The organism is Variovorax saccharolyticus (assembly GCF_030316765.1).
In the GTDB taxonomy this organism is placed as follows: Bacteria; Pseudomonadota; Gammaproteobacteria; order Burkholderiales; family Burkholderiaceae_C; genus Variovorax; species Variovorax saccharolyticus.
On record NZ_JASZYT010000021.1, the window covers coordinates 33546 to 51834 of the forward strand.

An 18289-nucleotide genomic window follows, 5' to 3' on the forward strand; every position below is an offset into this window, starting at 1 on the left:
GCCAATGGCAGCTTCCTTATGGCATTTCTCTGCCAGCTGGAGTGACGATCGAGGAGTGAATCAGACAGAGTTCAGAGGCTGGCATCATGAAAGCGCGCTAACCTCGGCGTTGAACATGTACCCCGCGCCGCGCTCGGTCACGATGAAGCGGGGCTCCGCTGGATCGGTTTCGATCTTGCGTCGCAGTCGTAGGACTTGTACGTCGACTGAGCGCCCATACACCTCAGCGCCATGAAGACGCGAGAGGTCGAGCAACTGGTCGCGCGTTAGAACCCGCTGGGGCGACTCGCACATCGCCAGTAGAAGATTGAACTCCCCGTTGCTTAGCGCGACTCGGCGCCCTTGGGGTGCTGAAAGCCGTCGTGTCATCAGATTCAGTTCCCATCCAGCAAAGCGGTAGGCACGCCGTTGGGACGCCTTAGGTAAAGCGGACTCGGAGACATGCGCCCGGTATCGGCGCAAGACCGAGCGGATCCGAGCTAGCAGCTCCCGGTTGCTGAAGGGCTTGGTGATGTAGTCGTCGGCCGCAATCTCCAGGCCCATTACGCGATCTGCTTCCTCGCATTTTTCAGCAAGAAAGATCACCGGGATGCCACTCGACGTGCGCAAGTCGCGCGCCAACTGCAGTCCGTCTCGAGCGCCGAGGCGGACGTCGAGCATCACGAGGTCGACAACCGTGTCTTCCAGAACGCGGAACATCTGCTCCGCGGACGATGCGGTGCTTACGCGCAATTCGTTCTCGCCCAGGTAGTCCTTGAGGCTATCTCGAATCGCGACATCGTCATCGACGACGAGGATATGAGGGAGGTAGTTTGTCATGGCGCACTTGAGGTTGAATAGCTTGGTGAAGTTGCCGGTTGAAGGCGAGATTCGGTCTTTACGACTCCGATTCAAATATCTTCCCTCAGGTGGTGAACCGCAATAGGCGCTCCGGAAAATCTTGAAAATCGTTGTAGTTTGAAACCTCTCCGAGCTGACGACGAAGAATCTCCGGCAGCTCGACGGAGGCGCACAAATCGAATCGAACGCAGAACCGCCTCGGCAGGGCAGCCGTCGGCTTTCCGCTCGGACCGCTTCGAATGCGACCTGGCGTCGCCTCGCCGGTGGGTTGATCGCACTACATCTGAAATGTGGAAGGCGTGGGTCTGAAACCCAGGCGAAATGCTGGCCCCGCACGATCTGCCTGCAGACCCGGAACCATCGACCAAGGAGTCAGCGTGAAAGAGGCCCTGAGCATGCGTCGCCCTCTCAAAAGGGATCCGCACAGGGGTTGTTGCGCGTGGCGCGATTCACGCATCGCAACAAGTCGGTAAGTTGAATCAGCTCTGAATTCTCAATCCGCATTGAATGGCGTCCCATGCACACCGCTTCCGTTCAGTACTTCAAGCGCTTCGTCGGCGTCGCCGCGGCGAGCACTTTCATTTTTCTCAGTGCCTGTGGCGAATCGAAGATTCCTGCTCGGGAGATGGAGCGACCCGAGGTTGAAGTGGTAACGGTGCACATGAGGCCATTGACGGTGCGCGCCGAGCTTCCAGGGCGCACCTCAGCGTACCGTGTAGCGCAAGTGCGCGCACGGGTCGACGGAATCGTCCTTCAACGCGAATTCCAGGAAGGGTCTGACGTCAAGGCGAATCAGTTGCTCTATCGCATCGATCCGGCGCCATTCCGTGCTGCATTGGACACCGCGCAAGCTTTGCTGCAGAACGCGCAAGCGAATGTGGTGGCTGCCACATCACTGGCGCAGCGCGACAGGCAGCTCATCGGCGCCAACGCCATCAGCAAGCAGGACCTCGATAACGCGGTTGCAGCGCAGGGGCAGGCCGAGGCTGCGGTCTCGGCAGGCAAAGCCGCCGTGGAAGCAGCCAGGATCAATCTGGCCTATACCGAGGTGGTCTCGCCGATCAGCGGCCGAATCGGCATTTCGCAGGTCACCCAGGGTGCCTATGTGCAGGGGAGTGCCGCGACCTTGATGGCCACTGTTCAGCAACTTGACCCAATCTACGTCGACCTGAATCGATCCAGCGTAGCTGGGTTGCAGTGGCGTCGGGACATTGCTTCAGGCAAGTTGAAGCTGACTGGCGAAGACGCGACCAAGGTCCAGTTGATACTGGAGGACGGATCGACGTATCCGCTGCCGGGACGGCTTGAGTTCACGGACGTTACTGTCGATGCGGGCACCGGCTCGGTGACGATCCGGGTGGTGTTCCCGAATCCGGATCATGTGCTGCTGCCAGGAATGTTTGTGCGAGCCAGCATCGATCAGGGCGTGGATGAAAGCGCGATGCTGGTCCCGCAGGTTGGGGTTACGCACGACCCCCAAGGCCAGGCCACGGTGCTGTTGGTCGGAGCCGACGACAAGGTCGCCTTGCGCACGATCCAGGCAACGCGGACGGTTGGCGATCAGTGGGTAGTCGATGGTGGCTTGGCCGAAGGCGAAAAGGTCATAGTGGCCGGCCTGCAGAAGGTGGCCCCCGGAACCCAGGTACGAATGGTTTCATCGGCGGCGGTACCAAAACCTGCTTTGGCATCAGGCGCTCCGGCTGCTGCCGCATCGATCGCGTCGACCGAAGCCAGATAGCCAAAGTCCGACCATGTCAAAGTTCTTCATCCAGCGGCCGATCTTTGCGATCGTGATTGCGCTCCTGATCATGCTTGCTGGGGGACTGTCGATCTTGACGCTCCCGGTTGAACAGTATCCGCAGATCACGCCACCGACGGTGCAAGTCGCCACGATGTACCCTGGGGCGTCGGCTACCACGGTACAGGACACGGTGGTCCAGGTGATCGAGCAGCAGATGAGCGGACTCGACCACTTGCTCTATCTCTCCTCGGTCAGCGACGATACTGGACAGTCCACGACAACGCTCACCTTCGCGCCAGGAACGAATCCCGACGTTGCGCAGGTCCAGGTACAGAACAAGCTTCAGCTTGCCACGCCTCTGCTGCCCGCGCAGGTTCAGCAGGCCGGCATCCGTGTCACGAAATCCAGCACCGCGAACCTTCTGGTGGTCGGCTTTGTGTCGACGGATGGGCGCATGAACAAATTTGACATCGCCAACTTTGTGGTGTCGCATGTCCAGGATCCGATCAGCCGGATCAATGGCGTTGGCAACTTCAACGTGTACGGAACCCAGTACGCCATGCGAATCTGGCTCGATATGCCAAAGCTGTACAGCTATGCACTTACGCCGGTTGACGTCACTGCGGCGATCACAAACCAGAACGTGCAGGTTTCCGGCGGCCAGCTTGGGGGCGCGCCGGCGGTCCAGAGCCAGGAGCTGACGGCGACCATCACCGCCGCCACACTGCTGCGAACGCCCAAGGACTTCGGCGCAATCCTTCTCAAGGTTCTGCCCGACGGCTCCCGAGTGCAGCTGCACGATGTCGCGCGGATCGAACTCGGCGCCGAGAGTTTCAGCGTCGACACCAAATACAACGGCAAGCCAGCCTCGGGGATGGCCATCCAGCTCGCGACCGGAGCGAATGCGCTCGCTACAGCCACTGCCGTGCGCAACCGCATTGATGAACTGTCGAGATACTTTCCGGCCGGCTTGAAGGTCGTGTACCCAAACGATGCGACGCCCTTCATAAAGGAATCGATAAAAGAGGTGGTGAAGACTCTTCTTGAAGGCATCGTGTTGGTCTTCCTGGTCATGTTTCTCTTCCTGCAGAACATTCGCGCCACGATAATTCCCACGATAGCGGTACCGGTGGTGCTGCTTGGCACCTTTGGCGTGATGGCGGTTCTGGGCTTTACGGTCAATACGCTTTCGATGTTCGGCCTCGTGCTGGCGATCGGCCTTCTGGTGGACGACGCCATAGTCGTGGTCGAGAACGTCCAACGCGTCATGGAGGAGGAGGGTCTCTCGGCGGCCGACGCAACGCGCAAGGCAATGGCGCAGATCTCCGGTGCGCTCTTTGGCGTGGCAATGGTGTTGTGCGCGGTGTTCGTTCCGGTAGCGTTCTCGGGTGGCACGGTTGGTGCGATCTACCGGCAGTTCTCGCTGACGATTGTCTCGGCGATGCTGCTCTCCGTCTTCGTCGCCCTTACGCTGACGCCAGCACTCTGCTCGCTGATCCTGAAGCCCGGCATGGTGCCTGCACTTGGGTCGACGGGCTTCTTTGGCTGGTTCAATCGCTTTTTCGATCGGTCCCGGGAGCGCTACGTTCAAGGGGTGCGCCATGTGATCCTGCGTTCGACCCGTTGGTTCGCGATCTATGCTGCCATCATTGCCTCGGTGGCTTGGCTGTTCATTCATCTGCCGGCATCTTTCCTGCCGACCGAGGACCAGGGTTTTATCTACGTCCAGGTACAGACCCCTCCCGGAGCGACGATGGAGCGCACTGGCGTCGTTCTCGATGCCATTGGCGAGTATCTCGCAAAGGACGAGACCAATGTGGTCGAGAGCAGCTTCCAGATCAATGGCTTCAACTTCGCCGGCCGTGGGCAGAGCCAAGGACTCGTCTATGTCCAGCTGAAGGATTGGAGCCAAAGGGAGAACCCCGAGCTTAGCGCCGGTGCACTGGGAGCGCGCGTGGCGAAGCATTTCGCGTCGTACAAGGACGCCGTCATCATTCCAATCAATCCGCCGGCGATCCAGGGGCTTGGCACCGCATCGGGTTTCGATTTCGAGCTCGAGGATCGCGCAGGGGTAGGGCACGAGAAGTTGTCCCAGGCCTTCGATCGGCTGCTCGAGCTCTCCAGGCATGACCCTGATCTCTCGTTGGTACGGCGCAACGGGCTGGCCGACAACCCGACATTCAAGGTCGACGTGGATCGCGAGAAGGCAAGCGCGCTGGGCGTCGCCATCACCGACGCGGATCAGGCCTTCTCAATTGCCTGGGGTTCGAAGTATGTCAACAACTTTCTCGACACCGATGGCCGCATCAAGAAAGTGTATGTGCAGGCCGATGCGCCGTTCCGGATGAATCCGGACGACCTGAGTCAACTCTACGTGCGCAACGACCAGGGCGGAATGGCGCCGTTTTCGTCTTTCGCCAAAGGTTTGTGGACGTTCGGTCCACCTCAACTACAGCGCTACAACGGGGTGCCGGCAATCGAAGTTCAGGGGCAAGCGGCACCGGGCCGAAGCACCGGTCAGGCAATCGCGGCCATGGAGCGTCTCATGAAGCAGATGCCGGCGGGAATCGGTTACGAATGGACTGGAATTTCGCTTCAGGAACAGCAGTCCGGCTCGCAGGCGCCGTACTTTTACGGGCTGTCGATTCTGGTGGTCTTTCTCTGCCTTGCCGCGTTGTATGAGAGTTGGTCGATTCCGCTCTCGGTGCTTCTGGTTATCCCGCTGGGCGTCTTGGGCGCACTTGGCGCAACGACCTTGTCCGGCCTCTCCAACGACGTGTACTTCCAAGTGGGTCTGCTCACGACGATCGGGCTGTCGGCGAAGAATGCCATCTTGATCGTCGAGTTTGCGCGCGAACTGCAAGCCAAGGGACGAAGTGCAAGGGATTCGGCTGTCGAAGCCGCTCAGATGCGTCTAAGGCCGATTCTGATGACCTCGCTGGCTTTCGGACTCGGCGTGATGCCGCTCGCGATTGCCAAGGGTGCCGGATCGGCAAGCCAGAACTCGATCGGCATTTGCGTCCTAGGTGGCATGGCCACTGCGACCTTTCTAGCCATCTTCATGATCCCGATGTTCTATGTAGTGGTCGCACAGAGGCTGGCTGGGTCGAAGCCGCTGACCGGCCCGCTTCGGCCGACCCCAAAGGGCCTCGCAATGCCAGAGAGACCGTGACATGCAAATCTTCAAAAACGGTGCTCTAGCCTCGGCAGCGGCGATCGTTCTGGTCGGCTGTAGCCTGCAGCCCCTCTACCAGCGGCCGGCGGCGCCGGTGGCCGCCTTCTACCCCACGGGCGAGGGCTACGGGACGGCGAGGCCCGCTTCCGCAAGTCTGCCGCCTGCATCCGAGACCGGTTGGCGAGACATCCTTACGGACAAGCGTTTGCAACAGTTGGTGGAGATCGCTTTGCGGAACAATCGCGACCTTCGCGTCGCCGTTCTCAACGTAGTGAAAGTTCAGGCTCAATACCGCATCCACCGCTCTGACATGTTCCCTCAGCTTTCCGTCTACGGACAGGGTTCCAAGTCGCGCACGCCCGGCACACTGGAGCAGAGCGGGAAGCCCTTGGTCGTGCATTCTGCGACGGCGGGGCTGTCGGTGGCCTGGGAGGTCGATCTGTTCGGGCGCCTCCAAAGCCTCACCGATGCAGCATTCGAGCAATACATGGCCAGCGCACACGCGCGCCAGGCCGCCGAGATCCTTCTGGTCTCCCAGGTCGCCAGTCAATACTTGGCTACGCTCTCGTCGGACGAGCGACTCGTGGTCACGCGAGACACCCTGGACGCGGCGACGAACGCGCTTGCGATAGTGCAGCGTCGGTTTGAAGTCGGGACCGCATCCGATCTCGACGTCAGTCAGGCACAAACGTTGGTCGAGCAAGCCAAGGGAAATGAAGCGGAGCAACTGCGCTTGAAGGCACAAGCGCTGAACGCTCTGGTGCTGCTTATAGGGGAACCGATGCCGCTGACGCTGGCGCCTTCGACTCCGCTGAGTGAGCAGGCTATCCGCGATGACGTCCCGGCCGGCCTGCCGTCTGACTTGCTGACCCGGCGTCCGGACATTCTCGAAGCCGAGGCGCTCTTGCGCGCCGAGAACGCGGACATTGGTGCTGCCAGAGCGGCATTCTTTCCCCGCATCGCGCTGACCGGCTCGTTCGGATTGGCAAGCTCTACGTTGGGAGGACTGTTCGACGGGGGCTCGGGCGCGTGGGCCTTCGTCCCATCGCTCGCTGCGCCGATCTTTGACGCGGGGTCCAACCGAGCCAACCTGGACGTCGCGAAAGTGAGCAAGGACGTGGGGATCGCGCAGTACGAGAAGGCGATACAGACAGCTTTCCGGGAGGTTGCAGACGGCCTCGCGGCTCGGGTCACCTTCAACGACCAACTCGTCGCCGCGTTACGCCTCGCGGACGCCCAGTCCAGGCGTGTACGCATCGCGCAGGTGCGGTTCGAGACCGGGTTGGACGGGTACCTCAATGTACTCACGGCACAAACCGATCTTTACAACGCCCAGTTGGCACTTGTCTCGGTGCGCTTGAGCCGGCTGGAGAGCCTCGTGGACTTGTATCGATCGCTCGGTGGCGGCTGGGTTCAGGATACAGGCGAGATGCGGGCCGTTGCGAGTGAGCTCCGGTAGAAAGTTGAATCATCCGAGCCGGGGCGCGAGAACCGGCACCAGCCATACAGCGAATGCGCCGTGACTTCGGCAAAGAGTCGTCCCAAGGGGAGGACATCGATCTATGTGTCAGGCGACACGACAGAAACACCTCTTCGGTTGGGGAGAGGTTCGGGCTTTTCCCATCGCGGCGTGTGTTGCCTACGTCGCTTCAGCCGAAACACGGAACGCGGCGCGTGCAATTTTCAGGCAACCGAACGGCGAGATAGTTCGTCCATGGAAGGTTCGAATCCACGACCCGGCCATAAAGCCCGGCTGCAGCCGCAGCCATTTCGACAGTTCAATACCTGCCAGGAGTTCATCATGAAATCGAAGACCCTTTTTGCCCTTGCCATCGTCGGCATGCTTGCAGCCGTGGGCGCCCAGGCCGAAACTTATGACGGCGTGCATCCGATCACCGATCAGGCGAGCCGCGCGACGGTCCGCGCCGGAGCTGTCTACGCCGCCGACCACGCCGACCCGTACGACGACGGCGCGCAGTCGGGCGTCTCGACCCCGTTCGTCTCCACAGTCACGCGCAGCTACGAGCGGGCGCAGGCTGTCAAGGCTGCGCACAGCCCGAATCCGTATGCGGATGGCTACGACGCCGGCGTCCCGGCGCCCATTGTCTCGACGGTCAGCCGCTCGGCCGTCCGTGCGCAGGCAACGTCCGCCGCGCATGCTCTCGGCAGCAATGCATGGGGCGAGGCGTACTGACGAGTATCGTGAGTTCACGAGTTTTCTGTACCGCGGCCGGCATTGCGCCGGTCGCGCGAGCGAGCGATCGACACGATTCTTCCGCCGCTGAGGTCTGCCGTCAGCCAGGCTCCTCGCAGTCGCATGCATCGCTGTACCGAGAAACTGGAGGATGGCCGATGTGATGCCAGGTGTGGCCTTCTGGGATCAGACCGCAGCACTTGCCCGCAAGTCGCTCACCGGACCACCTGAAGTCCTAGCTCAGACATGGGGCGGGACTGCGTTGTGACGTAGCGCACCTGGAATGCTTCAGGGCCCTGATGCAAGAGCCCTAGCCACGCCAAAGTTTCTCGCGGTGAACGTGGGCCACCAGTCGCGCAAGTTCTTCTGCGCCTTCCATGCCACGCTGTGTTGCAAGCGCAACGCCGAAACCGAACTTGGAAATCGTTTGATAGCACTCCCTCGGAACACTCATGTTCATTGCTATATGAGGGCGCAGTCATGAAGACCATGAACTTTTCGGTAGGCGATCATCTTGTAACGCCGCGGTGCGGGTATGTTCACCATGGCATCTATGTCGGAAGCGGACGCGTGATCCACTACGCGGGATTCAGCCGTCTTTGGTGGCCGGGCCCTGTCGAGGAGATCTCAGTCGAGCTTTTCTCTCTTGGACATCCGGTTTCCGTGCACGTCGTACCCGGTCGTCGCTTCGACGGGCCGGGCTGCGCGGATCGTGCGCGGCAGCGTCTTGGCGAGAGACGTTTCTCACTTTTCACCAACAATTGTGAACACTTCTCTGCTTGGTGCGAGCAAGGCATCAGTCGCAGCACCCAGATCGAGGCACTGTACGCTCGCCTCTACATGGCGCTCGTTGCCTTCAGTACCTTCGCCCTACCCATTCTTCGTCGCTGATGCTGGCGACTGGCAGATCCGTCGAAGCAGCCCCTGGGCCTTCGTGCCGCCCGCGACGAGCAAGCAAATTTCGTTTGATATCAAACGCAATGGACCCGCAGCAAAGTTCCACGAACGCGAAATCGGCGTGCAATGCCAGGACTCGACCATTGAAGCATGCGTTGATATCGTCCCAGGAGGATGCCATGAACCCGACATTCGATTCGCAACCGGTGACAAATTTTGAGCTGCGCTTCCAGTCACTCGACCGGCACGGGCGGTCATGGTCATTTGCTTGCGATGGCGAAGGTCACGTCGACATGGATGCGATGACCGAGAGCGTGCGAAACAACTACTTGTTCGCGCGTGCCCTCATCGGAATCGACTTGGACACGCCACAAGTCCGGTCGATCTCGACCTGAGCTGGTTCGACAAATGAATCCTGCATGTGAGGGCGACATTCTCATTGCAGCTGTAACGCTTTGGACCAAAGGTGAAACGATTCTGAGACCGTCTTGCCCGACACTTCAATCAGAGTCTTCAACATCTGCAGCCGAGCAGCCATTCAACGGCTTACGAAACCACCGGGTACCTGAATATGAGCGGAAGCAACAAGGAAGACGTCTCCGCAGGATCGAAGGTAAAGCACCACCTCTTTCGAGGCATGGTCGCGGCAGCACTGTTGGCTACTTTGCCGACCTATGCGGAGACGGCGAACCCAGATGCGACTGGCTATGCATCCTGCAAGATACCGGCTTCAGGCACACCGAGCACTCAGTCGCCCAGTGGAGAGGGCACTGGCGAAATCGGCACGTTCGGACTGGAATCCCAACTTGAACGCGCGCAGAAAGACATCGCTCGGCGAGATTTCGACCAAGCTGCGAGCGAGCTGAGAGAAGTGGCTTCATCACTTGGATGCCAAGCCCTGCACGCCGACGCAGGCATGGCCGCGCGGTTGCGCAGGGACGAGAACGCGTTGCGCAAAGCGGCAGACGAGGTCGCGGCCGGCCAGGTCGTTCATCGCAGGCACATCGATCGCAAGATTGCCCGCATCAGCGCGACCCTGGCGCTCCATTACTACACGGAGGCCACAAAGGCTTGGGAGAAGCGCAAGCTTTCCGAAGCAGGTGCCGCGCTGGCAGCCTCTGCGCGATACGCCGAGCGTGGTCTGGCCTCGTACGGCTCACGGGCAGACGACAGGCTGCGGGCCACGGTCAACTTCGGAGAGAAGCTCGGAGGCGAGGACGCTGCGGCAGCTGAATCGAAATTCAACGCATACCGTCAAGAGCTTGGGGCGGTCATAGACAGGTTGGAGCGCGCTACCGTGCAGCTGGCAGATGAATGAGCGTGCTGTGACTTGCGAATGAGTCCTTTCGACACGAAGAGGAGTGCGCCAGAGCTTTTGCTCCCTCAGCCGGGCGTAGGTCTGGCGCACCCGATCTAGCTGTTCAGGCCCAAACGGGGTTTTGGGCGTGCGCTCTTGAACTAACGAGGCCGTGATTCCTTGACATGGTACGAATCTGGCTAGCCTTTGACGAGGACAATTTCATATGTTCAAGAAGCTTCTAGCCTCTGATCCAGAACTGATCGGACGGCCCGATGTGACGTCGCAAGTCGACGCTCTATCTGAAGAGCTGGTCGACGGAACGCCAGCGATCCTGAAGTCAGACCTGGTTGCCTTGCTGGGTGAGGATGTCGTGCTGCACCGAGCGATTGACCTGGTGCGATATGCTTCCGACGCAAGCGCCTACCGTCTCATTCCTCAGGTTGTCCTGCTGCCGCGCAATGCCGATGACGTCGCAAAGATCTTCACCTATTGTCGAGAAAACAAGCGCCATGCCACGTTCCGCGCAGGGGGTACGAGCCTCAACGGTCAGGCGCAGTCCGACGACATCCTGATCGATGTGCGTCGCCACTGGTACGGCGCAAAGGTGGAAGCCGATGGGCTCCGACTCCGAGCGCGCACCGGGACCATTCTCGGACATTGCAATTCGATGTTGACTCGCTACCGGCGACGGCTAGGTCCGGATCCTGCGAGCGAGAGTGCCTGCACTGTCGGAGGCGTGATTGCCAATAATTCTGGCGGAATGCGTTGCACGGTGCAGCGCGATGCATACAGCACAGTGGCGGCGTTGACCTTCGTACTGCCGTCCGGCGCGATCATCGATTCCTCGGCAGCCGACGCAGAATCAGCATTTGCCACGGCCGCGCCTGAGCTGGCCAGTGGGCTCTTGGATCTTCAACGAGAAATACTCGCCGACGCGGGCTTGGTCGCGCGCATACGCCGCAAATACTCGATTCGCAACACACACGGGTACCGAATGTGTGCTTTTCTGGACGGTGACACGCCGCTGCAGATATTTCGTCGCCTACTCGTCGGTTCTCAAGGCACGTTGGCGTTTGTCGGCGAGGCCGTCATCGAGACGGTTCCGATACCAGAAGTGACAGGCGTGGCGTGGATCGCGTTTTCTTCGATTGATGAATGCGTCGCTCTGGTGCCCGATCTCGTCTCACTCGGCGCCACAGCAGTCGAGCTGATGGTGGCGCCGGCCCTGGTGGCAGCCGCGCAGGCCTTTGAAGGAACGCCCACCTACTGGAGGTCGCTGGATCCGAATGCAGCTGCGCTGCTGGTTGAGTACGGTGCACCCGATGCGAGGGCGCTCGCGTTGGTTGAGCAACAGGTAGAAGTTCTTGCCGCGAGGACAAGACCGGTTCATCCGGTCGAGTTCACTAGCGTCGCCGAAGCGATCGAGTTGGCCTGGCATGTGCGGGAGGGACTGCTTGGCTTGGTGGGAAAGGTACGTCCTGCTGGCTCCAGCATGGTCATCGAGGACGTCTGCTTCCCGCCGGAACGACTTGCGGAAGGGGCCCGGGATGTACAGGCCCTGCTGAGCAAGCACGGATTCTTAGGCGGGGTTGCGGGGCATGCAGCCCACGGCAATCTTCATTTCAATCTTATGGCGGACTTCTCCGACTCAGGCGACCTGGATCGCTATTCCGCTTTCATGTCCGAACTGGTAGACCTCATCGTCGGGAAGTACGATGGTTCGCTCAAGGCGGAACACGGAACGGGCATGAACATGGCGCCGTTCCTGGAGCGCGAATGGGGCGCGAAGGTAACGGATATCATGTGGCGACTCAAGGCGCTCGCCGATCCTTTCGGCATTCTTGCACCTGATGTCATCCTCACGCGCAATCCGCTGCTTCATCTCCAGTCGCTGAAGTCAGTCCCGACCATCGAGAACGTGACGGGTTCGATGCACTGCATCGAGTGCGGCTTCTGCGAGCCCGTTTGCCCGAGCAGAAACGTGACCATGACACCGAGACAACGCATTGTGGTCCGTCGCGAGATGGCTCGGCAGGCTCCGGAGTCTCCCATGCTGGCGAAACTGCAGGCCGAGTATCAATACGACGGAATCGAGACTTGTGCCGGCGACGGGACCTGTGCGATTCAGTGCCCGGTCGGAATCAACACGGGTGAGTTGATCAAGTCGTTTCGCATGGCGGAGAATGGGGAAACAGCCGAGGCTGTGGCGTTGATCCTTGCCAGGAACTGGTCAAAGGTGGAGAGTTTGACGCGCACGGGCTTGCGCGCGACCGACATCGCGGCGAAAGTTCTCGGGGTCGGGGCGCTGACGGGGATCATGGCCGGTGTCCGGACCATGGTGAGCAATGACTTGATACCTGCAATTCCGGGTCCGATGCCACTTGCCGCCGGCGCGCTTCCGGCGACGTGTCGAGACGGTGCCGCTGCTGTGTATTTTCCTGCCTGCATCAACCGAATGTTCGGCCGCGAGCCAGGGCACGCATCAATGCCTTCACTGGCAGACGCGTTGCTCGCCGTCTCGGAACGGGCCGGCCGCCCGCTATGGATTCCCTCGGATGTCGCGGGTTTGTGTTGCTCGACGCCTTGGCACTCCAAGGGCTATCGAAGAGGACATGAGTTCATGGCCAACGCGATCGCAGATGCGCTTTGGCGTTGGAGCGATGGCGCTGCACTGCCTGTCGTCGTCGATGCCGCGTCCTGCACCCTGGGGCTTCTCGACGATGTTGGCAGGCATTTGGATCCCGAACGAAAGGCAAGGCACGACCAGTTGGATATTCGTGACTCGATCACCTGGTGCCATGACCTTCTTCCGCTGCTGCCCATATCTCGCAAGCTTCCGCGCGTGGCTGTTCATCCGACTTGTTCTATCGCGCATTTGGGGCTCGTGAAGCAATTGAACGAGATTGCATCGACCCTGGCCGATGACGTTGAGGTGCCAATCGGAACCACCTGTTGTGGCACGGGCGGCGACCGCGGCTTGCTGCATCCCGAACTCGTGGTGTCGGCAACCCGGGAGGTGAAGGCTGCACTCGACGCTCACCCCGCCGATGCCTACCTGTCAGCAAACCGCACCTGCGAAATGGGAATGCTGCATGCTACGGGACGCCCTTACGAATCGTTCGCCTTTCTGTTGGACGAGCTGAGCCGTCCTATCTCAGCTGACCGACTGAGGTCAGGCTCAAGAACCGGTTCTCCCAGTCCTTGACCCGACCCGGGTTCCTGCCGATTCAACGAGTGCTTGCGACAGCGGGGCGGGTCGCGCGCTGCTGCCCGCGCATCGCGGTGAGCTCGAACGAACCACTGTCCTCGTTGTAGAACGCGTCCAGCTGACCGCTCTTCTCGGCAGCCGCGAGCTCGGCCTTCACCTCCGAGCGAGGCTCGGTCAAGGATTGGTGGCGCGAGAGGTAGAACGAGCCACTGTCGGTGCCGTCCAGAACGTTGAGGGTGCCGTCGGCGCGCGCCTCTGCAACTTGAGCTTTGACTTCACTGCGTGGCTCGGCGGAGTGAAAGTGCGCGGCAAGGTAGGCCGAGCCGCTGTCTTCCCCGTCGAACGCGGCGATCTGTCCGCTTGCTTGCGCAGCCTTGAGTTGCGCTTTCACCTCGGCGCGGGACATTCCCTGCGCCGATGCGGCCCCGGCGGCGAGAACCATGGATGCGGCCACGAGGGCCATACGTGCGTTGAGCTTGATCATGATCTTCCTTTGTGCATCTGAATGTGAAGGAGGCCAAGCCGACAGATGCGTCCGACGACCTCGTAGCAATTCCCTTGACATCGACAACTGCTTGTTTCGCTGTCGGCCTGTCTCGGTAGCTCTACTGTCGCGCCCACACGTTGCGTGTTGATTGCCTGACGCGCGATGGTGATACGGGTGAAACAGACATCAATCCAGATGAAATGGGACTTCACCGGCAAATGGCTGTTTGCTTTCTTGCGCCTCGTTCCGCGACCGACCCGCACCTGCACCTGGGCCTCTGCGGACCCCGAGTTGAAGGATGGCACGGGGGGGCCCAAGCGGACTCCGCGTCCGCCCGGGAATCGATATTGCCGGATCTCGGCAGGGCAGTCCGGATCAGAGCGCCATCGACGCGCGTTCTCCCATGGCCAGCCGCCAGCGTTGCAGATGGGGGTGTCGATCGCCCGGCTTGACCTTCACGACACGTGCAAAGTCGACCGCGACCACCGCGGTGATGTCGGCGATGCTGAACCGGTCTGCGGCGACGAAGGCATGCGCTTCCAGGCGCTCGTTCAGCGCGTCGAAGAAGTGCTGAACTCGCACGAGCCCACGCTGTGCCAGCTCCGGGATCTGCGCATAGTCCACAGGCCCGGGCAGTGCCCGATTCGCCATCGCCGGCGCGCTGTTGCGAAGCGCCTCCGCGATGGCCATGAGGCCTTCGAACTCGATGCGCCAGTTCCAGCTCGCTATCTCTGCCTTTTCCTTGGGCGAACTTCCCAGCAAGTCCGGCTCCGGGTACCGGGCCTCAAGGTAGGCGGCGATCGCGGCGTTGTCGGCCAGCTTCAGGCCCTCTTCGGTGTGCAGCATGGGCACCGTGCACTGCGGGTTCATGCTTCGGTACGCCTCGCTCATTTGTTCACCGTTCCGGAGGTCGACCTGAACCGTCTCGTGGGATACGCCCTTCTCGGCCAGGAGTATGCGGGCACGGCGTGGGCTCGGAGCCGTCGCGCAGTCGTAGAGCGTGATCATCGTCGCGTACTTTCGATGGAGGATGAAGCTTCAAAGAGGTGCTGCCAGCTTGTCCTGGGTCTGCGTTTCGAAGTCGCCTGCGTCGTGGCGCTCGTGCAACTGGCTGGCCGGCTGGCCCCAGGTGCGATTGACCATGCGGCCTCGCCGCACCGCAGGCCGTTGGGCGATCTGGTCTGTCCAGCGCAGGACGTTGCGGTACTCATGGACCTGCAGGAACTCCCCGGCCTCATAGAGCTGGCCTTTGACGAGCGTGCCGTACCACGGCCAGACCGCCATGTCGGCGACCGTGTACTCATCGCCTGCCAGGTATTCGCTCTGGGCGAGACGCTGGTCCAGGACGTCCAGCTGTCGTTTGGCCTCCATCGCGTAGCGGTCGATGGCGTATTCGATCTTGCTCGGCGCATAGGCGTAGAAGTGTCCGAAACCGCCCCCGAGAAACGGCGCACTGCCCATTTGCCAGAACAGCCATGAGAGGCATTCGGCGCGCGCCTCGCCTCCGGCCGGGAGAAACGCGCCGCCAAACTTTTCGGCGAGGTGCAGAAGGATCGCGCCGGATTCGAACACCCGCACCGGCGCCGGTCCGCTGCGGTCCAGCAATGCCGGAATCTTGGCGTTGGGGTTGACCGCGACGAATCCGCTGCCGAACTGCTCGCCTTCGTTGATGCGGATGAGCCAGGCGTCGTATTCGGCGCCGTGGTGGCCCAGCTCGAGCAACTCCTCCAGCATCACCGTGACCTTGACCCCATTCGGAGTCGCCAGGGAATAGAGCTGCAGTGGGTGGCGGCCTACCGGCAGTTCCTTGTCGTGGGTCGGACCCGCGACAGGACGGTTGATGTTCGCGAAGCGGCCACCGTTGTCCTTCTTCCAGGACCAGACAGTCGGCGGGGTATATGACGAGGACGGCTCATCCATGCAGCGATCTCCAGGGGCGGGAAAAGGCGCACGATACCGCGTCCAGGGTGTACCGGTGCTGGCGAAGGCATGCCGGAATGATGCTGCTGGTACGGGCGTCTTTCGGACCGCCGCCCTTCCATGTCTACAGCCCCAGCAAGCGTGCGAGGTCGGAGCCCTTCTCTTTCGTGCGGGGCGCGACATGGCTTTCGAGGTGCTGCAGATGGGACAGCATGCGCCGGACCGCCTGCTCCCGGTCGCCCGCAAGAATGGCGGCAACGATGTCGGCGTGTTCGTGCTCGGAGCAGGACACACTTTGCCCCGGGTCGCCGTGAGCCAGGAAGATCAGCGGAGTGCGCGCCACCAGTTGTTCCAGGAATTCGGCCAGCACCGCGTTGCCTGCGTACTTGGCAAGTCGCACATGAAAGTCCGCAGAGAGCTTGATGCCTACCCTCATGTCGCCAGCGCCGTAGGCGTGACTCTCCTGCTTCATGAGCTGACGCAGCTCTTTCGCGTCCTTGGCGCTGATGAAGCCGACCAGGTTCTCGACCACGGCCGATTCCACGAGTCGGCGAGCGGCAAAAATCTGTCCCACCTCCTCCAAGGAAGGACTGGCGACCGACGCCCCGTACTGTGAGCGGATAGTCACCACTTTCGCGGTGGCCAGGCGTACCAGCGCCTTGCGGATCACGCCTCGCGTGACGCCGAACGCCTCGGCGAGCGGCACCTCCTTGAGCTTCGTGCCAGGGAGGAGGCGATGGTCAAGGATGCCTTCGTAGAGCGTTCGATAGACGCGCTCCTCGGGGCTGTCCGTGCTCGACTCGACCGCGTTGCTCATGTTGACCCCCATGTCGCTCCATTCATCCTGCGCGTCCCCTGTGACCCCAGGAGATTCTGAGCCTCGCCCGCCGCGGGAAAGGCCGCCATCCAATTCTATGCTTACAAAAAATGTGCGCACTTGGCTCACGAAAATGGTGACATTAAATGTGCACATAGCGACACTGCCATCACCCCGTACCTGCCAGTGCGGTCGGGAAGCGACGCAGTTGGCCTTCTTTGAGGAGTACGTTCAGATGTCCAGTCCCCATGCGGATGCCCCCCGGCGGGCGCCCGCGACGATCACGATGCTGGTGAACGGCAAGCCGCATCGCATCGATTGCCCCGATTCCAACGCGACACTCCTCACGCACCTGCGCGAGACGCTCTGCCTCACAGGCACGAAGGAAGGCTGCGCCGAGGGTGACTGCGGCGCCTGTACCGTTGTCGTCACCGAAAGGTTCGGAGACGGCATGCGCAGCCGCGCGGTGAATGCATGCATCCAGTTGCTGCCCACCTTGCATGGCAAGGAAGTCACGACGGTGGAGGGCCTGCAGGGCGCCGATGGCGGCCTGCATCCCGTGCAGCAAGCCATGGTCGACTGCCATGCCTCGCAGTGCGGCTTCTGCACGCCAGGCATCGTGATGTCGCTGCATGCCCTGTCGACGTCGACGCCGAATCCGACGCGCACGCAGGTCGAATGCGCGCTCGCCGGCAACCTGTGCCGATGTACAGGGTATCGGCCGATCGTCGACGCGGCCCTTCAGGCCGATGCCGGGGGATTCACATCGGCCCCGACGGACGCTCGTGCACGCAAGCCGGACGAAGCCGCCCAAGGCGCCGTTGTCGTGGATCGCCCGATGCGCCTCTACTGGGCGCCGGAAACGCTGGCCGAGTTCGCGCAGTTGCGTGTCCGCCACCCTGAGGCCGCAATCCTCGCCGGAGGCACCGACCTGGGCCTCACGATCACCAAGAAGCGCCAGGATCTGCCAGCGCTTCTCTACATCGGAAGAATCGACGAACTGCGGCAGATCGCCCACTCGGCGAGCCACCTGGAGATCGGGGCGGCCGCGACCTTGGCCGATGCGTTCGAGCCTATGGTGGAGCACTTTCCCGAGCTGGCGGAATGGGCGCGGCGCTTTGCGTCGCCGCCGATCCGCAACGTGGGCACGCTGGGCGGCAATATCGGCAACGGTTCTCCGATCGGCGACTCCATGCCGGTGCTCATGGCTTTGGGCGCGAGCCTGGTGCTGCGCTGCGGCTCGGGCAAGCGCGAAGTCTCGCTGGACATGTTCTATACCGGGTACCAGCGCAATGTGCTCGCTCCGGGTGAATTCATCGAGCGCATCCGCATTCCGCTGCGCGTGGCCGGCAGCCACTTGCGGGCCTACAAGATTTCCAAGCGCTTCGATCAGGACATCTCTGCCTTGTGCGCGGCCTTCGCGATCCGCGTGGAAGGTGGACGGGTGGCGCACGCCCGCATCGCCTTTGGCGGCATGGCTGCGGTGCCCCGGCGCGCGCTTCGCTGCGAGGCTGCGCTGACCGGAAAGGCCTGGGGCAATGACGCCGTCCAGGCGGGGATGGAGGCGCTGGCCCTGGACTTCGAGCCCATCGACGACATGCGCGCCACCAGCGGCTACCGCCGGTTGGTAGCACAGAACCTGCTCTACAAGTGCCTGCTCGAGACGACCGCTGGCGGTCGCATCAGCGTGGTCGCCAGCGAGGCCTGATC

Annotated in this window: 14 protein-coding genes; 9 read left to right on the forward strand and 5 right to left on the reverse strand. The window is 61.6% G+C overall.

Annotation, left to right across the window (positions count from 1 at the left end; translation table 11 throughout):
* Positions 1–84: 84 nt before the first annotated feature.
* Positions 85–819 carry a response regulator gene (locus QTI45_RS34890; RefSeq protein WP_286374272.1) on the reverse strand — a complete coding sequence of 245 codons (735 nt, stop codon included), beginning with the start codon at positions 817–819 and terminating at the stop codon, positions 85–87.
* Positions 820–1357: 538 nt separating this feature from the next.
* Here QTI45_RS34890 and QTI45_RS34895 point away from each other — a divergent pair.
* The 8 genes from QTI45_RS34895 to QTI45_RS34930 all read left to right on the forward strand — a co-directional run bounded on the left by QTI45_RS34895 (position 1358) and on the right by QTI45_RS34930 (position 13352).
* Positions 1358–2578: an efflux RND transporter periplasmic adaptor subunit gene (locus tag QTI45_RS34895; RefSeq protein WP_286657615.1), complete on the forward strand. Its 1221-nt coding sequence runs from the start codon at positions 1358–1360 to the stop codon at positions 2576–2578.
* Positions 2579–2591: 13 nt separating this feature from the next.
* Positions 2592–5753 carry an efflux RND transporter permease subunit gene (locus QTI45_RS34900; RefSeq protein ID WP_286657616.1) on the forward strand — a complete coding sequence of 1054 codons (3162 nt, stop codon included), beginning with the start codon at positions 2592–2594 and terminating at the stop codon, positions 5751–5753.
* Between the two features lies 1 nt (position 5754).
* Positions 5755–7215 (forward strand): efflux transporter outer membrane subunit, encoded by a 1461-nt coding sequence (locus QTI45_RS34905; RefSeq protein WP_286657617.1) that lies wholly within the window; start codon positions 5755–5757, stop codon positions 7213–7215.
* A gap of 342 nt (positions 7216–7557) precedes the next feature.
* Positions 7558–7950: a helicase SNF2 gene (locus QTI45_RS34910; protein WP_286657618.1), complete on the forward strand. Its 393-nt coding sequence runs from the start codon at positions 7558–7560 to the stop codon at positions 7948–7950.
* 480 nt (positions 7951–8430) lie between these two features.
* Positions 8431–8841: a lecithin retinol acyltransferase family protein gene (locus QTI45_RS34915; protein ID WP_286657619.1), complete on the forward strand. Its 411-nt coding sequence runs from the start codon at positions 8431–8433 to the stop codon at positions 8839–8841.
* Between the two features lie 185 nt (positions 8842–9026).
* On the forward strand, positions 9027–9242 hold the full coding sequence (locus tag QTI45_RS34920; RefSeq protein ID WP_286374278.1) for a hypothetical protein: 216 nt from the start codon (positions 9027–9029) through the stop codon (positions 9240–9242).
* Between the two features lie 176 nt (positions 9243–9418).
* Positions 9419–10165, forward strand: a complete 747-nt coding sequence (locus QTI45_RS34925) for a hypothetical protein (protein WP_286657620.1) — start codon at positions 9419–9421, stop codon at positions 10163–10165.
* Between the two features lie 205 nt (positions 10166–10370).
* On the forward strand, positions 10371–13352 hold the full coding sequence (locus QTI45_RS34930) for an FAD-binding and (Fe-S)-binding domain-containing protein (RefSeq protein WP_286657621.1): 2982 nt from the start codon (positions 10371–10373) through the stop codon (positions 13350–13352).
* A gap of 22 nt (positions 13353–13374) precedes the next feature.
* On the opposite strand, the gene QTI45_RS34935 is transcribed toward QTI45_RS34930, so the two are convergent.
* The 4 genes from QTI45_RS34935 to QTI45_RS34950 all read right to left on the reverse strand — a co-directional run bounded on the left by QTI45_RS34935 (position 13375) and on the right by QTI45_RS34950 (position 16579).
* The gene (locus QTI45_RS34935; protein WP_286374281.1) at positions 13375–13839 is read right to left on the reverse strand and encodes a hypothetical protein; all 465 of its coding nucleotides are present in this window, start codon (positions 13837–13839) and stop codon (positions 13375–13377) included.
* A gap of 378 nt (positions 13840–14217) precedes the next feature.
* Complete coding sequence (locus tag QTI45_RS34940) at positions 14218–14850, reverse strand: glutathione S-transferase family protein (RefSeq protein ID WP_286374282.1); 633 nt, start codon at positions 14848–14850, stop codon at positions 14218–14220.
* 30 nt (positions 14851–14880) lie between these two features.
* Positions 14881–15762, reverse strand: coding sequence for a glutathione-dependent disulfide-bond oxidoreductase (gene yghU / locus QTI45_RS34945; protein ID WP_286657622.1), 882 nt, complete (start codon positions 15760–15762; stop codon positions 14881–14883).
* Positions 15763–15886: 124 nt separating this feature from the next.
* Complete coding sequence (locus QTI45_RS34950) at positions 15887–16579, reverse strand: GntR family transcriptional regulator (RefSeq protein WP_286657623.1); 693 nt, start codon at positions 16577–16579, stop codon at positions 15887–15889.
* A gap of 235 nt (positions 16580–16814) precedes the next feature.
* Between QTI45_RS34950 and xdhA the strand changes: the two genes are divergently transcribed.
* Positions 16815–18287, forward strand: a complete 1473-nt coding sequence (xdhA, locus tag QTI45_RS34955) for a xanthine dehydrogenase small subunit (RefSeq protein WP_286657624.1) — start codon at positions 16815–16817, stop codon at positions 18285–18287.
* Positions 18288–18289 lie beyond the last annotated feature (2 nt).